The 16,424-nt window shown below is 31.5% G+C and carries 15 protein-coding genes and 1 tRNA gene; 2 read left to right on the top strand and 14 right to left on the bottom strand.

Features of this window, described 5'->3' with window-relative positions; translation table 11 throughout:
• The first annotated feature begins 17 nt into the window (after window positions 1-17).
• Window positions 18-1,385 carry a T9SS type A sorting domain-containing protein gene (locus ACN0TV_RS16230; protein ID WP_417364277.1) on the top strand — a complete coding sequence of 456 codons (1,368 nt, stop codon included), beginning with the start codon at window positions 18-20 and terminating at the stop codon, window positions 1,383-1,385.
• Between the two features lie 576 nt (window positions 1,386-1,961).
• Here the strand turns inward: ACN0TV_RS16230 and ACN0TV_RS16225 are convergent.
• From ACN0TV_RS16225 to ACN0TV_RS16195, 7 genes are all read right to left on the bottom strand, one after another.
• A complete protein-coding gene (locus ACN0TV_RS16225; RefSeq protein ID WP_417364275.1) occupies window positions 1,962-2,930 on the bottom strand; it encodes a hypothetical protein in 969 nt (322 codons plus the stop codon).
• Window positions 2,927-4,720 carry a hypothetical protein gene (locus ACN0TV_RS16220; RefSeq protein WP_417364274.1) on the bottom strand — a complete coding sequence of 598 codons (1,794 nt, stop codon included), beginning with the start codon at window positions 4,718-4,720 and terminating at the stop codon, window positions 2,927-2,929. The genes ACN0TV_RS16225 and ACN0TV_RS16220 overlap by 4 nt, the downstream gene beginning before the upstream one ends.
• Complete coding sequence (locus tag ACN0TV_RS16215) at window positions 4,710-5,807, bottom strand: hypothetical protein (protein WP_417364272.1); 1,098 nt, start codon at window positions 5,805-5,807, stop codon at window positions 4,710-4,712. The genes ACN0TV_RS16220 and ACN0TV_RS16215 overlap by 11 nt, the downstream gene beginning before the upstream one ends.
• A 5-nt stretch (window positions 5,808-5,812) precedes the next feature.
• Window positions 5,813-6,862 (bottom strand): DNA cytosine methyltransferase, encoded by a 1,050-nt coding sequence (locus ACN0TV_RS16210; protein WP_417364271.1) that lies wholly within the window; start codon window positions 6,860-6,862, stop codon window positions 5,813-5,815.
• Window positions 6,859-7,653 carry a thymidylate synthase gene (locus tag ACN0TV_RS16205; protein WP_417364290.1) on the bottom strand — a complete coding sequence of 265 codons (795 nt, stop codon included), beginning with the start codon at window positions 7,651-7,653 and terminating at the stop codon, window positions 6,859-6,861. Before ACN0TV_RS16205 ends, ACN0TV_RS16210 begins: the two co-directional genes overlap by 4 nt.
• A gap of 200 nt (window positions 7,654-7,853) precedes the next feature.
• A complete protein-coding gene (locus ACN0TV_RS16200) occupies window positions 7,854-8,486 on the bottom strand; it encodes a hypothetical protein (RefSeq protein ID WP_417364269.1) in 633 nt (210 codons plus the stop codon).
• A complete protein-coding gene (locus tag ACN0TV_RS16195; RefSeq protein ID WP_417364268.1) occupies window positions 8,470-9,111 on the bottom strand; it encodes a DUF6610 family protein in 642 nt (213 codons plus the stop codon). The genes ACN0TV_RS16200 and ACN0TV_RS16195 overlap by 17 nt, the downstream gene beginning before the upstream one ends.
• Window positions 9,112-9,509: 398 nt before the next feature.
• Here ACN0TV_RS16195 and ACN0TV_RS16190 point away from each other — a divergent pair, with 398 nt between their 5' ends.
• Entirely contained in the window at window positions 9,510-9,701 is a 192-nt protein-coding gene (locus tag ACN0TV_RS16190; protein ID WP_417364266.1) for a hypothetical protein, read from the top strand.
• A 159-nt stretch (window positions 9,702-9,860) separates the two neighbouring features.
• Here ACN0TV_RS16190 and ACN0TV_RS16185 read toward each other — a convergent pair whose 3' ends face one another.
• The 7 genes from ACN0TV_RS16185 to ACN0TV_RS16155 all read right to left on the bottom strand — a co-directional run bounded on the left by ACN0TV_RS16185 (window position 9,861) and on the right by ACN0TV_RS16155 (window position 16,368).
• Window positions 9,861-10,316, bottom strand: a complete 456-nt coding sequence (locus ACN0TV_RS16185; protein WP_417364265.1) for a hypothetical protein — start codon at window positions 10,314-10,316, stop codon at window positions 9,861-9,863.
• A gap of 323 nt (window positions 10,317-10,639) precedes the next feature.
• Entirely contained in the window at window positions 10,640-10,984 is a 345-nt protein-coding gene (locus tag ACN0TV_RS16180) for a hypothetical protein (protein WP_417364263.1), read from the bottom strand.
• Between the two features lie 15 nt (window positions 10,985-10,999).
• Window positions 11,000-12,262, bottom strand: a complete 1,263-nt coding sequence (locus ACN0TV_RS16175) for a tyrosine-type recombinase/integrase (protein WP_417364261.1) — start codon at window positions 12,260-12,262, stop codon at window positions 11,000-11,002.
• A gap of 72 nt (window positions 12,263-12,334) precedes the next feature.
• A complete protein-coding gene (locus ACN0TV_RS16170; RefSeq protein WP_417364259.1) occupies window positions 12,335-14,821 on the bottom strand; it encodes a DUF3987 domain-containing protein in 2,487 nt (828 codons plus the stop codon).
• A complete protein-coding gene (locus tag ACN0TV_RS16165) occupies window positions 14,805-15,125 on the bottom strand; it encodes a helix-turn-helix domain-containing protein (protein WP_417364257.1) in 321 nt (106 codons plus the stop codon). The genes ACN0TV_RS16170 and ACN0TV_RS16165 overlap by 17 nt, the downstream gene beginning before the upstream one ends.
• Window positions 15,126-15,275: 150 nt before the next feature.
• The gene (locus tag ACN0TV_RS16160; RefSeq protein ID WP_417364255.1) at window positions 15,276-16,142 is read right to left on the bottom strand and encodes a hypothetical protein; all 867 of its coding nucleotides are present in this window, start codon (window positions 16,140-16,142) and stop codon (window positions 15,276-15,278) included.
• Window positions 16,143-16,294: 152 nt separating this feature from the next.
• Window positions 16,295-16,368: transfer RNA gene (locus tag ACN0TV_RS16155), tRNA-Asp, on the bottom strand.
• Window positions 16,369-16,424: the final 56 nt, after the last annotated feature.

Below are 16,424 nucleotides of genomic sequence, written 5' to 3'. Positions count from 1 at the left end.
TCTCTAAAAAATATAATATGTTCAAGCAGTACATAACTATAATTCTTTTCTTATTTTTCAACTTTTCTCAGGCTCAATTTGGCTCTCAACAAATTATAACTAATAATGTTAATGGACCAGTAAAGGTTTATGCTTCCGATATAGATGGCGATGGAGATATGGATGTGATTTCCGCATCTCATGATGATGGTAAAATAGCTTGGTATGAAAATGATGGAAATGGTAATTTTGGCTCTCAACAAATTATTTTTACCAGTAATTTAATAGCTGATGCTGTTTATGTTGCCGATTTAGATGATGATGGAGATATGGATGTTCTATCCTCTACTAGAATTCATATTGATTATGATGATACAATTAGATGGCATAAAAATGATGGAGATGGTAATTTTAGCACTCAACAAATTTTAGACATAAGCGTTGAAGGAGCACATTCGCTTTATGCTACAGATTTAGATGGTGATGGAGATATGGATGTGCTTACAGCTTCTATTGATGAACATTTTATAGCCTGGTACGAAAATGACGGAGTTGGTAATTTTGGCTCACGAAAAATTATAACTGCAAATGCTGCTGGAGCATTGTCAGTATATTCTATCGATTTAGATGATGATGGAGATATGGATGTACTTTCTGCATCGTGGGCAGATGATAAAATAGCTTGGTACCAAAATGATGGAACTGGTAATTTTGGTTCTCAGCAAATTATAACTGCAAATGCTAATGGAGCTAGCTCTGTTTACGCTACCGATTTGGATGGTGATGGAGATATGGATGTACTTTCTGCCTCATCCCATGATGATAAAATTGCATGGTACCAAAATGATGGAAACGGTAATTTTGGTTCTCAACAAATTATTACTATTAATGCCGCTTTCGCATATGATGTTTATGCTGCTGATATAGATAGTGATGGAGATATGGATGTGCTATCAGCTTCTTTATATGATGATAAAATTGCTTGGTATAAAAATGATGGAGTTGGTAATTTTGGCCCTCAACAAGTTATTACTACAAATGCTAATGGAGCAAGCTCTGTTTATGCTGCCGATATAGATGGCGATGGAGATATGGATGTGCTTTCTGCATCAGAATTTGATGATAAAATAGCTTGGTATGAAAATATACATCCTTTAAGTGTAGATGAAAATATTTTTGTGGACATCTCTGTTTTACCAAACCCAGCTAAAGGTGTTTTAAACATCTTAACCCCAAAAGGTAATTCCATTAACTCTATACAGATCTATAATATAAATGGCGGATTAGTTTTAAAAAAAATAAACAACTTTAATAAATTAGATATAACTAATTTAATCAGTGGATTGTTGTTTGTGAAAATTGAAACAGATAAAGAAGTAATAATTAAGAAAATAGTTAAAGAGTAAATTTAACAACCCTTATTATATCTTTAATAAATTGGTCCCCTCATTCATTGTTTCCCATTTCTAAGCTATAAATAAATCAGATTTATAAATCAATTTCTTTAAAATAAGCTCTTATAAAAAGATTTTTATACCAATCCTAAAGACACAAAACAAAAAAAGCCCATCCATATGGATAAGCTTCTCATCGGTCTATTTCTAAACCACAAGCCACTTTTAAGTGACTCAACACAACATTTTAGTTGCGGTCTGGACGAGCGGGTTGAAAAGCGCTTCTATATTGCTTCTGTACACAGCTATACACTAAAATTGCACACATTTATTTTTGATGATTTGTAAAAACATTTCAGTACATCTAGAAACATTGTACTGATTTTGATATTTAAGTTGAATCCACAAAAAAAGCCTTTCCATTTGGAAAAGCTTCTCATCGGTCAGATTTCTCTGAACCACATGATACATTTCTGTATCACAACACAACTTCTTTATTTATAAAATATATATTTCTAATATTTATTTGCAAAGATATAATTTTAATTAAAATTACACTAGTAGTGTTCTTTAAATAAAACTTCCTCCTTATTCAATAGCTTTCATGAGATCTCTTAAATTAAATTTGTAAAAATATTTACTCGCCTTAGAATATGATTCCGTATTATACAAATTTGCTCTCGAAGAAATTAACTGTACCTGTGGGTTTGACAATGCAAACAAACCACATCCAAGTGTTGAAACTTTATTGTTCATGGGGGATATTACAACATTGTAATTCTTATACCGAGCTATGTATTCATTAAGTATATTGTATGTAGCTAGTGGATTAATACATGAAAAAGTAAATTCATAAACATCCTTATACAAAATTTTTAGGTTTTTATATCTAGAAAGATTTATTTCGTGTATATCAGGTGCTACAGACTCTTTTTTGTCTGCAATACCAAGGGATAATACACTCGGTTCATAGGATTCTATCAAATGCTTTGCACGCTCATTTTCGAAACCAACTAGCATTATAAAATGTAGTGGATTATAAGGCTTAAACCTGCCTGGATATCCTAATATTGTACGCTTATCCCTTAAACCCTTACTTAGCCATATATCATCAATATTTTCAACAGTATGACAATAAGATTTTGCAGAATTATAAATTAAATGAATATTATTTTTTAAGTAAGATTTACTAATTTGAAAAATCTTAAGTAAGATTAATAAAGCTTCATGTGTAAATGTAGTAATGTCAACCACTATCTCCATTTTATTATCAAATCTTGAAAGCCTTTTAAGTAATTCGTCAGCAATTGACAAAGGATTGTTTGTGTCAAAATTTGCAAATTCTGAATCACATTTTAGCTTATTCTGAATTGAAAGTGCATTTTGGCCAACTATATCTGATTGATCAGTATTAGTACAGATGATAGCATATTTTATTTTTGAAGAATCTATACTGCTTAACAATACTAAACTCCTATCTTCAAAACTTGAATTACATAAAAATAAATCTATGTGATCAGGTAAAGATTCATTCAATTTATTTAGATGAGTTTTCATTCTTCGAACAGTTCTAATTGGTCATTAACATATAAATCCTCTTCCACATTTAAACTTAATTTTTTTTTCATAGAACGAATAAAATTTTGCGGATCCAATATAGCCAATTTTAACTCTTCATTTCTTAGAAACTTATACCCTGCAAAGCTTGTAGGGTCTAAAGTGAAAACTGGAGCAAGTCTTCTGTTCATAACATATAATCTAGTTCTACCTGTCCCTTCTTTATTTCCAATTGTTGAAATTTGAAAATACCCTAATCCAACACCAAGTTCAAATACTTCGGTAATCAACTCGTCTGGTTCATTACTAATAGCAACAGAAAAAACTCTTCTTTCTGAAGCATTTGATAATAATATTGCAGAAAAAAGCCCTCCTAAAGCATCAATAAGATTTCTTAAATATCTAATATTATCAGAAGAATATCCTCTTAATTTAGCTGTTTTTTTATGCTTTTCAAACTCCTCAAATAAGAACTCATTTGAGTATGCTCTAGATACTTTATTCTGTACTGTTGGCGAGATAAATTCAATTTCTTTCTTTGTGCTATTTTTAAGCATTTCAGAATACATATATGTTGAAGATTCAAGAAAATATCTAACTATACCGGAAGAAAGATGGATTAATTGATTGAAACCACTATAAAAATAACTAGAACCCTGCTTACTACTACTTTTTAATTCTTTAATATAATCAGGTCTTGAATAACGATTGGCATCATCAAATTTCTTACTTCCTCGTGATTTACCTTCTTCAAATTGTTTAATGTAATACTTGTATATTTTATTAATTGCTTCTTCTTGTTTATTGTACTCAGGGAAAAAATCATTAGGGTTTGTGTTTGGAAGTTTAAATTCTACTAGCCTCCTTTGGACAATATCATGTATAAGTTCTTTATACTTATTCTTTGAAGAAGTATAAACGTTAGAAATATTAACTTCTGAATAGTCATGTGGAGAATCAATAGTTTGACCTGACAGGGTCAAGTATACATTATATCTCATCTGAGTTGAAATCTTTAGGCTAATATTTGTGCCCAATCTGTAATATACCCAACTGTTTAAAACCTGTTTTTGAGTAGTGTTTAGATTATCTGCATCATCAATTAATATATATAAATAGGATGGAATACTATTCAATTGAGAAAATTTTGTTAATAGAGGATGCAGAAAATGAAGATAAGAACATAATGAACCCATATAAGGAGATATTCCTTCATTTTGAAAACCAATCCTATCACAGTAATCACTTGCTTCGTAATGCATTTCTTCACAAACATCTAACAATGCAACAAGTAATTCGTCAACAGATTTAAAATCAATATCCTGAAAATTCTTATATCCAACTTTCCGAAGCATTCTTTTGAATTCTATTTTCAGAAAAGCTTTTAAGGTTTCAAAGTCGTCATCGCTAAACTCAACTTTGTATTTTAGTAAGTCGGAAAAGAACATTACGGCAATATGAGTACTTAAAATATGCTCGTTGATTACCTTTTGAGCTTGTTCTTTTAATCGATATAATTCTACCTTATCGAAATCAGTTGCCTTGATTGGAATATATGTAGAGAAATAACTTAACTCTGAGTAATTACAATCTTGTTTAATTACTTGTGCATCAGGAAGCATATATCTAAACATCATACTTTTTCCACTTCCTCTTGGACCATTGATAAATGAATCTCCATGAATTAAAATATCAGGAAAGTCATTAAAAACGTTAACGAAAAGACTAATAGTTTCTTCCGCTGTAATTTTCTCTGGAGACTTAACCTTAAATGGATTGTTATCCTGCATTTTTATCAATATAATTTTTTAGCGATGGACCATCCCACCAATCGCCATTAGGGTTTTTAAGTTGGTTCTCAGGATCCGCACAAATGACCTTTATGTCAAAATCCTTTCCATTTAGTTGGGGATAACCTTTGTCTATTAATCGATACTTTATTTCAATCAGTTTTTTTCGATAATCTTTAGTATAAATGGCAATCTCAATATCAATATGATCAACAAAAATTTCGGGAGTTAAAAATCTTTGGCAGTAAACTCTCTCTAGATGCATTTTAATATTTCTTATGAAAATATAATCGAGCAAGAAGATTAAATTTTCTCCAAAATTGTATTCAGTATGTACATCATCTTCTTCAAATTTATATGCTACAGAAATATGCCGATCTTTTATAACTGTAGATTTTAAACAATTGCAATAAACATGAAATAGGTTACTGTCTTCTTTAACTAAATTATTTTTAACTCCATACATAAATGCTCTTTCTGGATCATCTGCAAGCTCATCTGCAAGCTTAAGAATGGCCGCTAAGAGTTGATGTCTGACAATCTGATCGTTATGCCCTATCTCATAATTACCTAATTTTGAAATTGTGTCTTTATCTTCCCCTTCAGATTGTGTGTGGACTTCCGCTATAGAATGTATAATACTTGTTTCTACAGAATCCAAAACTACATTAGCAGGCATTAAATCATAAAATACATCAATTGCTGTCTTTTGATGATCTTCTCTACCCATAATATTACCTATATCATGGATTTGAATTGCACTTAGAAGGAAGAATATTTCATAACTAGTAAGTTTAGACTTACCCATTCTTACAAGTTCAGAGGCATTTTTAATTACTTTTTTAAAGTGTTTTGGATCATGTCCAGTCAAAGTACGTGATGAATCACCACCTCTTGTATTCTCTACTTCAACATTTCCTTGATGTATTTTTTCTTGTGCAACAATTGCAACTTCTTTTATATTTTGATATCTAAGAATATAATCTATATCCTTTGGAAATTTTTGGTTCTTACTCTCTAAAAACCACTCTTCTAAAGATAAACTTTTATTACTGAACCAATCTTCTATATTTGTTATTTTGGACATATCTACTAATATGCTAGGATTGATTTGAAAACTTCCTTTGCCAATAATGGCGGAACCGCATCACCAACCTGTTGTTGTTGATTGCCTAGAAAACCACAAAATTTATAATTATCAGGAAATGACTGTAATCTTGCAGCTTCTCTTAGTGAAATGCCTCTATTCTCCGTTGGATGTATCAACATACTCTTTCTATAATTAGCAATTACAAAAGAAGGTTCATCTTCTTTAAGTCTTCTGTATATTCCATGATGACATCGAGAATGGTCTTTATAATTACTCATTAAACTTTTCGGTATGTCTTGCCAGTTTCCTCCTTGCTTTACATATTTATATCTTTCGACTACAAAATCAGCGTTAGTTGAAACAAAGTTTTGAGATGAGAGTCTTAATCGACCTCTCATTTTTTTTGCAAAATCTGATTCTGCTTTTGTTTTATATGGCAAAGTTTTCTCTTTTGTACCGTTTTGAAGCGAGGGAAGGTCTGATAATGCTTCCGCTACAGTTACATGTTTATCTTTGAAGGTGCCATCAGGAAACTCAAATGCTACGCCATCTCTCGAAGCTATTATAAATATTCTTTCTCTTTTTTGAGGTACTCCAAAATCAGCCGCATTTAATATTTTAAACGTCGGTGTATAACCAATTTTATGAAGATCATTACAAATCTCTTCCAAAAAGAAACCACCTTCCAAATTTTTAAGTCCTGGAACATTCTCAATCACTGCCCAGTCTGGTTTAATTAAGTTTGTCGCTTTGATAAATTCTTTAAACAACCAATTCTTTGGGTTAGAAGCTTTTCTTGTTTTTCTGTTCGAATTAGAATATCCTTGGCAAGGTGGACCGCCAAATAGTATAACCGGCTCTCCATTTCTATGAAATTGAAATTCATTTATATTTGAAATATCATCTACGGTAACAGAAGTCTCTTTATGATTATATGCATATGTCTTCGCCGCAAAGACATCCTTTTCAATCGCTAAGGCTACTTTAATGCCTGCTTGTTTAGCCCCCAAAGCCATTCCTCCAGGTCCTGAAAATAGTTCAATTCCTATCATACCGCTATTGGAGCTTTAATTAATGGATGTGGGTTATAACCTACTAATTCGAAATCAGAATATTCAAATTCAAAAATTGATTTTACATTCTTATTTATTCTCATTTTGGGATAATTCCGAGGTTCGCGACTTAATTGAAGATTGACTTGCTCAAAATGATTTATATATATATGCGCATCACCAAAAGTGTGGATAAACTCTCCGTAGTCTAATTCACATACCTTTGCTATCATCATTGTCAAAAGGGCAAAAGAAGCAATATTAAAAGGAACACCTAAAAACAAATCAGCACTTCTTTGATAAAGTTGACAACTGAGCTTACCGTCAATTACATAAAATTGAAACAATGCATGACAGGGATGTAAGGCCATTTTATCAACATCTGCAACATTCCATGCACTTACAATTATTCTTCTCGAGTCGGGGTTTTTCTTAATTGTATTTATAATATCTGATATTTGATCAATATGCTTTCCTTCTGGTGTAGGCCAAGATCGCCATTGATAACCATAAATAGGCCCAAGCTCACCTTTTTCATCAGCCCATTCATTCCAAATAGAAACACCATTATCTGTTAGGTACTTTATGTTTGTATCACCTCTTAAAAACCAAAGTAATTCATATATAATGGACTTAAGATGAATTTTTTTTGTTGTTACTAGTGGGAAACCTTCATTTAAATCATAGCGCATTTGGTATCCAAATATACTTCGAGTACCAACCCCTGTTCTGTCAGATTTATCTTTACCATTTTCATAAACATAGCGCAGTAATGTTTCGTATTGATTCATAATTACATAAAAAAGTAAAGCCATCAGTTTATACTGACAGCTGGGGAGTTATCATTAATTTATCATTCTTCTAAAGAAATGACCATTTATACTTTTGTAAATATAATAAACCTATCTGACTTTATTCGCATAACTTAAAATCACTATTCAAACCTTATTATTAAGGATTTGTGAAAAAACTTCGATTCGTAGGGTCGAATTTAAGTTGTATGATCGGAATTAGAATCAAAATCTTCAGAGTTTCCTATTTTTATTCCGGGAGAATTTTTTATAAATGCATTATAATTTTCTATTCTTTTTCTGTGAAAGCTAAACAGAATTATTGATCCAACTAAAACAACTAAATATGGAGTTGCTTTAATTGGCGAAAAATTAGAGCAATCTAAATTTATATAGGGTAGAACTTGTATTGAGAAATGATACACTAAGATCACACAAAGAAGAATAATTACAAACCATATTTGAATTATCATCATATCTATGTATGAATTATTCTTTCTATGTTTAGTAAAATAGTAATGTATTTCCTTTGCATCCGACTCCTTAAGAAACTGGCGCTCAATATTGGCAATAATTACAAGATTTCTGTTATACCAATAGTTAGATTCTATAATTATTGCTATGCTCAACCCACAAACGAGAACTAATATATCAGAAGCAATATCGACAGAAATAATATCTTTTTCAACAAGCGCAAATATGGCAAAGGCGCTTAAAAGCACTCCAACAATTTGCCAGATTATTTTAATATGCCTATCAATTTCTGAACAAAGCTGATTGTACATTTGGATAAGAAAATCCTTTCTATCTTTATCATCAAAATTTGGATTCATAACTGTAATTTTCCCATAGTAAGTTAATCATTTTTATTGAATCTTTTATGCAATTATCATATCCTCCAATTGGATGTGGAACAAACTTTGTTCCAACAAAGTAATCTCCGAATTTTGCATCTAATGTAAATCGATTACAATCAAAACTATAGATATTCATTAAATTTCCCAACTCTCTTTGAGTATCAGGTCTGCCACCTAAAAGGTGCACAGGCCTTTTAAACTCTTTTGGGTTAAGTTCTGTTCCTCCATATTTTGTAGGAACACTAAATCCTAAAATGTAATTTCTGGGTATAGCAGATTCCAATATGCCTTCAAAACCTAATGCTTTAGGTACTATAATGACTTTATCTGCGTGTTTATTTAACTGTTCTGCTTGCTCAAGCGTTCGGTCTAATTCATCTAAATGAAAAACATCCTGCGCCACTGTAAGGTGTGGCTTTGTTGCTTTTACAGCATCTAAATGCTTATCAAAATCATAATTTTTGAAATCTATATCTATAAAGTTCACTTTATCAAAATCCTGAACATCTCTCAAATTAGTATACCTTGCCGATGGTTGCCATCCATATTCTATTGCTATTTTTTGAACTCTTTTACTATGTGTTGCAAACCTTAAAGGCATAAGCTTTTTTATTAATTTATAATTTCGACAAAATATTCTATACACTCATATATTTAGTGTAAAAGAAGTTAAAAAACATTATACAATCTTAATTATTGGGGAGAAGAAATTAAAAGATAAATGTATTATTATTTTACAAGTCTATTTCAGACTGCTTATTCAAAGATATATTTACCTATATAATAGCAAGTTACGTTAATGCAATTTTTAATCAGTAACGTTTTTTGTAGCACAAAACACATAAAAAGCACTTATTCCAACTATATTTTGTTACGGTAACACCGTTTTGATTAATTGAATGATACAAAGTTTGATACCATTAAATAAAGATAAGTTTTTATTATGATCGTTTGTAAAACGATAAGTGTTGAGGATCTTTAAGTATAAAACGAAACAAAATGAAAAATATCTATCAACTTGCACTAAACGAAGAAATATCAATCGAGAAGTCAGAATTCAAAAACACAAATGTTAGAAGAGTTCCAGGTGGTTGGCTTTATACAACAGAAATAATTAACGCTGATGACAATGATAATTATACTTCTGCACTTACAAGCTCTTTTATCCCCTTTAGCAAGCAGATAGGGTAATTTGAAAATAAATTGTGAAGTTTATTCCGCAAAACAGAAATCACTTATAAGTAGTTTTTAGCAAAGAGGTTATGTCATATTTCTTTAGTACGCTTAAATAGCAGAAGTTTCTTTGAGTGCCTTCCTCTATAATAAAAAGACACTGAAAGTAAACTATTCTTAACTGTCGGGTTCGCTCATAATACTTTCTAATGCCTCTTGAGTTTCTTTTGTTTTCTCACCTCCTTTATTTGGAATTTGATTTTTTTGTTTAGAATCAAGTAACGGAATTAATGTTCTATAATCATCGTTATTAATCTTATAATCTTCATAATTAGATAAAGGGAATACTTGACCAAAAATTCCGAAACCTAGCTTCAAATTAACTTTACTGTCTTTTAAATAAAGATTAGATAAAGAGAACAAGTAATAATTATCAATATTTATTCTAGTCGAAAGATTATCTTTTTCAAAAGTTGAAATCAAACCTCCAACAATTCCATAATCTTGATTTTTATCATTTGTATTAAAAATAATTTCAAGACCATTTTCAACGTGTTTTTCTCTAGTTGGATTGGTTATAAATGCGATTAAGAGCAAGAATACAATTATAAAAATTGTAGTTGATTTTTTCATTTCTTGTGATATAACACCACTGAACCCCTTAGTGATATTTATAAATAAAGAAGCGTGGGGTTTCAAACCTTGTCGCCTGAGAGGTATCGCCAGACACCCAACCACAAACAAGTACTAACCCACGCCTTAGCGTGAGCATTAGAACTTGTTATTTTTGTGGTTTTAAAAACTGGCGATTTTCTCAAACAAAATAACAGCTAACGCTTCAACTATATGTATATCTATTTATTTATTTCCTTATATCAATTGATTTATAGAGTGTAAAAATACAATTTAATGTAATACAGTACTTACAGCTTTATCATTGCTTAAATAAAAAGGCTCTACTCTATCCCTTTGCTTTTTAAATACTCTACACCATTTTTATATTTCTTAAATTTTGCAAGACATTTTGCTTGTATGTTATTTTCTGTTAGTAGATCACAACAATTAGGATTATCTATAATTATAGACTCAAGTGTTTTCTCAGGAAGATTAACTTTCATTAATCTTACAAAACCAATTGAGGAAGTTTCAGCATTAAGATACTTTTCAAATAATTCCAGTTTTTCATTAATCTTGCTTAAGCTATCCCACTTAGGTTTTAATCTTCTTGGATAATAAACCCCTTTGGTCGCCATGTTTTGAATTCGGCTATCTACGATTTTAACTAATTGTGCTTTTGTCATATTGATACGATTAAATTAAACTGCTTCTTTTAAACTTTGGTTCCAATGTTGTTCTAGCATTGTCGCAACCTCATCTTCTGTAACTTTTATATAGCGCATAAAAGTCTTTTCAGATTTATGTCCTGTGATTTTCATAATGCTTATAGCTGGAAATCCTTGCTTAAATAGATTGGTGGCAAAAGACCTTCTTGCGCAGTGAGTTGAGATTAATTGCCATTTTTTATATCTCGTCTCTTTTCTTTCCGTTCCATGCATACGAACTTGGATTACATCTTCATTAAAGTTGGCTTGTTGACCTATGATTTTTAATTCCGCATTGACAACATTGTTACAATATGATTTTGGCAGACTGCCATTATATCTACTAATTATTTTCTTTACGATTGGATGAAATGGTATAATGACGTATTTACCTGTCTTTTGTGTTTTGATCTTTAAACGATCATCACTTATATTTTTCTCATTTATTTGTTTAAAATCTCCAAATCTAAGCCCAGTGTAACATCCAATTACAAATAAATCCCTAATGGTCTGCCGTTTTAAATCTTTAGACATATCAAGTTGAAGTATTCTTTGAATTTCATCTTCATTTAAATATATATTTGTCACTTCCTCTTGGTAAACTTTAAATCGTCTGTTTCGAAATTCTAGATTTGAATTACAACCGTGATCTGTTGCAGCATTGAGAAATGTTTTCAACGTCTTTATCATTTTTCCAAAAGTGTTGTTATTTGCACCTCTCTCGTAGACATAAAAATCCATAAAGTCATAATACCAATCCATATCAAAACTCTCCCATACGAGTGTTTTCTTTCTTCTACTTTTTTTATACAAATCCAAAACATTAATAAAGTCGTTATAACTACGAATTGTAGAAGGCTTTTTTGTTCTTTTTGACTCTTCTATAAACTGAACAGTAAACTGCTCAAAAGATAAATCCATCTCCTGTTTCTTCTCTTTCTCCTTATCATTATATTTTGAATCATATAAATTTCGAACATAATTTGTAGTAGGTTCTATTGAATCAAACAATGCCTTATTTACAATGTTTTCTATTTGTTGCCTAAATTTAGATAAGTACATATTGAGTGTAGAATGGCCACCATAAGACCCCTTTATTCTTTGACCTTCTTGATTCCAAAAATCTAGTGGAACACTCTTTTTAGTTGTAAAATATGCTGTTTTTCCTTTGTGGGTGTATCTTAAAAAAAGAATTGAAGTTCCATCTTTATTTATTGCAGATTTATTCTTTCTAATAATGAATTTAAACGTTGCCATAGTACAATTGTATTTACGATTACCATAAATTACCCCCATCCATTGCCCATAGACAACAGATGGGGATATTTATTATGCTACTTTTAAATAACTTCCTTTTTCTGGGTTGATAAGAAAACCCTTATTTCGAAAAGCGTGAACCCATTTTTCAGCTGTTTTTAATTTAATGCCTAAATCTTCAGCAATCGTTTGAGAATCCCTATAAGTAAATTTATTTGGAAGAGCATAGTAGTAATCTTTTTTCTTGCCTTGATAAATATTTTCAATTCGTTCATCTTTCATAATTTTTAGAGTAGATAAAACGTGACTTAAAATAACTTCGGCTATAATCATCGCACTTTTAAAATCGTCTGGATGACAAGAGTTTTGATTATATATATTTCCTTCTTCGAATCGTCTTAATATATTTAAAATCATTGCAACTTTAGCCACAATAGGAGCTAGTCTTTTTACTGTTGCTGCTCCATCAATTCCTGCTGACAAGTTTATTTTATTCAAACGTTCAGAGAAAACTTGATCAAGTTTTGTTAACTGTTCACTAGTTAAACTGAACAATATTGGTTCTGGAAATGACTCTAGTTCTTGGTAATAATTGAGTACAGTTTCAGACAAATCTTCAAAATAAGATTCAAAATCAAACGAGTCTGGATCAAATGCGGGTTGCCATTCACTACTACCATTAAAATAATATGGAATTATTCTACTAAAAAGTCCATTTTCGGCATCTGGTATCAGTTTCATGAATTGACCTGGGGTTCCTGACAACAACAGAGACATTTTACCTTCTTCAATTGTAATACGTTCTCGATTTGTTTTTCTCATTACCGATAAAGGCTCTCCTTCATAGTTCTTTCTTAAAAAATCGGTAAAGGATCTGAGATTACCTTGATTCGATTGTACTAAGCCGTCAATCTCAGTATCAAACATTAAACCTTTACCATCATTATCAAAACTCTGCTTAAGCAACATAGCAGATGTTATATCAGCTGGAATTAATAGTAACTGATAAGGTGGTTCTTCCCCTAATTCAGCTTTATTCATCTCTCCTTTTTCTACCAGTTCAACTAATTCCTGATACTTTTGAGCCCATTTCTTGCTTCTTTTATCAAGAAATTTTTCAACTGACATCACTAATTTTCTAGCCCATTTTATCAAACTTTTCCCCGAAGCTGGAGGTGCGATTATTATAGTGTAAAGATTAGCATATAATTTATCCCATCTAAAATTAGCTTTAACATTAGTTGTTATAGAACTAAGCACGGTTAGAAAGGCCAATGTCATCATTGTTTTATGTTCGGACTCAAAAGGTTCAAGTGCGTCTTGTAATAATTTTGGAAAATTCTGATATATAACTTTGGGAATTTCTCGAATTGAAGTTTCTATTTTCTTTTCAGCAGTTTTCTCAATTACTCCATCATTGGGTTCTTCATTATTTAGCGCTTGGGGGGAAATGGCAGATATAGGAGATTCGCTATTTGTAATTACACTTAATAATTCATCTTTGGACAATCCTAGAGAAATCCAATCTGCTATATCTTTGCCTCCATTTTCAGCAAGTATTTCAGGTAATTCTACTACGCGAAGTTTATAATCATAGTTAGCCTGCTTTTCTTTAATTCTTTCTGCATACTTTTTTCCAGCCTCATCTATGTCATACACAACAAGCAATTCAAAATCTTCATGTAGTAAGTCGTTGAAATCTAGAAGATATATATAGAGGCTTTCAGGAAAGTATGATGACGTTTCAGAATTTAAGCATACAGCATTTAAACCTAATGATCTCAAAATTAAAGTGTCTTTTTCGCCAGCAGAAAGAATCAACTGAAACTTTTGGTTCGCAACACTTTCACGGTTGTATTTATAGTCTTTAAAAAGAACCTTCAAATTTTCAATTCCATACACATAATCTTTGGGTTTTTTCCCTAGCCACTGATATTTAAACTCATTCGCATATGGTTTGTATATCTTCACTGAATCACCAAATATATGTGCGATTATTACCTCTTTAGGTTTCTTCGTAATTCTATATTGTTTCCCATTTGATGCGGTAAAAGAATATGCTGAAAGAAAATGTGAGTTATATTCTTTCATGGATTCTTCATTGATTTGAAATTTTTTAAGAAATTCATTCTCAGCTTTGTCAAGATTATTGAAATCCATCCGTTCAATTTCAAATTCTACTCCTTCTGGGAGCTTTATTTCTTCCATATTTGAAACTCCTTCCTTGTATGAATTTGGTGGTTCTTCGCCAGTAATTTCACGGTATAAACCTTCTAAGATTTTTGGAAATTCAGTTATTTCATTAATCAAACCATAGATATCAAATACATCTCCTTTAAAATCCGGATCCGCATGGTCATAGAGCATCCACCTATCATTTTTGTAAAAACAACTTAAAGAAGCGTTCTTTTCACCACGAATATGATTAATAATATTTCTACACCTACGATCATTAATTTTTGCGTGTTTTAGTTCTGTAAAAAGTGAAATGAAATAGAGCCATCCACCCATAGTTAATTCTAAAATTGCCGATTTTTTCAGCTTATTTATTGTCTCCATAATGAAGTGATTTATTTTTATTAATAATAAATTGTTTAACAGCCTCTGGATCGAAGCGCACACTGTCACCTATTCGAATAGTGGGTAATCCTTGCTTGCGCAATTTGACGACTGTACTCTTCGACACCATTAACTGTTTTGCTAATTCATCTGAATCAACTAGTAATTTGTGACCCTTCAGAGCGTTTGCAATCTTTGTCTCGAGGTGCTCTTCAACGGTAGAAATCAATCGCCCAGCAGCTTCAGTAGCTACCTGATCGATCAGATGCTGTATAAGTGATGTGATTTCGTTTTTATTGTACATAGTCTTTCGATGTTTATGACATCAAAATTACTACAGCGATAAAGGGGTTGGCTTGAAAAACCGCGAATACGGTTTTTAGAAAATATTTTAAATAAATGATTTTCAGCTATTTAATTTTTAAACTGAATAAGAAAACCGTAAAAAGACGTTTTAAGGGCGTATTTCTCCCTTTAAAATATGAATTTGGGAATCGTATGAAGGATTGTTCGATTTACTTTCACGACAATCCGCAAAATTGAAGAGCATGGCATTTGCAAATGGTTGCTTTCGAAGGTCAATTTCATTTCGATTATAATCTTTCCTTTGATTCTTAAACTTAAAATAGATTTTATATAGCTTTTTTCCGAATGTAGCCCTCGGACACCTGCGCGGTATACTCAATATATATGGTTTTTCACGCCCTTCTGAATATAGTTCAAAAGTATTCTCTTTGAAAAGATTAAAATGTTCCTTTTCATAGAAGCATTCACTGAGCCCTGTTTCCTCTAACAACTCATCCAAATAAAGTTTGTCAAATTTTGTCGGAAACTTTAATAAATTAAATGTCATATCCGAATAAATGCCCTTCGAATCAATGAAATCTTCAGCTTTTGGAATTGTTACTTTCCTCTTAGATATAGATGTGAAATCCTTTTCAACAAATGGCGCATAGAATTTAATCTCTTCATGCTTTCTCTCGTGAAATTTGCCTGTAGCTCGATACTTAATTCTCTCCTCAAGAGACAGACCATCTGCTTCCAAAATTGCTTCAGTTGCCATTGGTGCCGAAATTTTAGCCAGTTCTAGATCTTTATCCGAATATCTATAAAGTGTTTTCCCATTGACCACTTTAATCCCAAATCCCTCCTTCGCTAGATCTCTTTTAAACTGTTCTGAAGTAATCCTTCTGTATAGGTCATTAATAAAGACCGATTGATCTCTTAAATCTTTAATGCCGTCCAATAGGTTGTGATAGTCCTCGGAAAAGTGACCGAGAGATGAGAACAATTTCAATATCTCTTTATCAAATGATTTCATATTCAAAAATAGCAAAGTCAAAGGACAAAACACGTAAATTTACAAGCGCCTGAAAATCAGCAAAATGAAAATTTATTGTACTGATTTTGTTACTACAAAAAAAATCGCTTAGCTATCTTTATGATTACTAAGCGATTACAGATTTTAATTTGCGGTCTGGACGAGACTCGAACTCGCGACCCCCTGCGTGACAGGCAGGTATTCTAACCAACTGAACTACCAGACCAAGTTTTCAATCTATCCCGAAGCTTCGGGACAAACCCCAACAACAGTTGGGCAAAG

It is taken from the genome of Galbibacter sp. (assembly GCF_048266365.1).
Lineage (GTDB): Bacteria > Bacteroidota > Bacteroidia > Flavobacteriales > Flavobacteriaceae > Galbibacter.
Note: the sequence above shows the minus strand (reverse complement) of the source record. Positions and strands in the feature narration are given on the sequence as shown.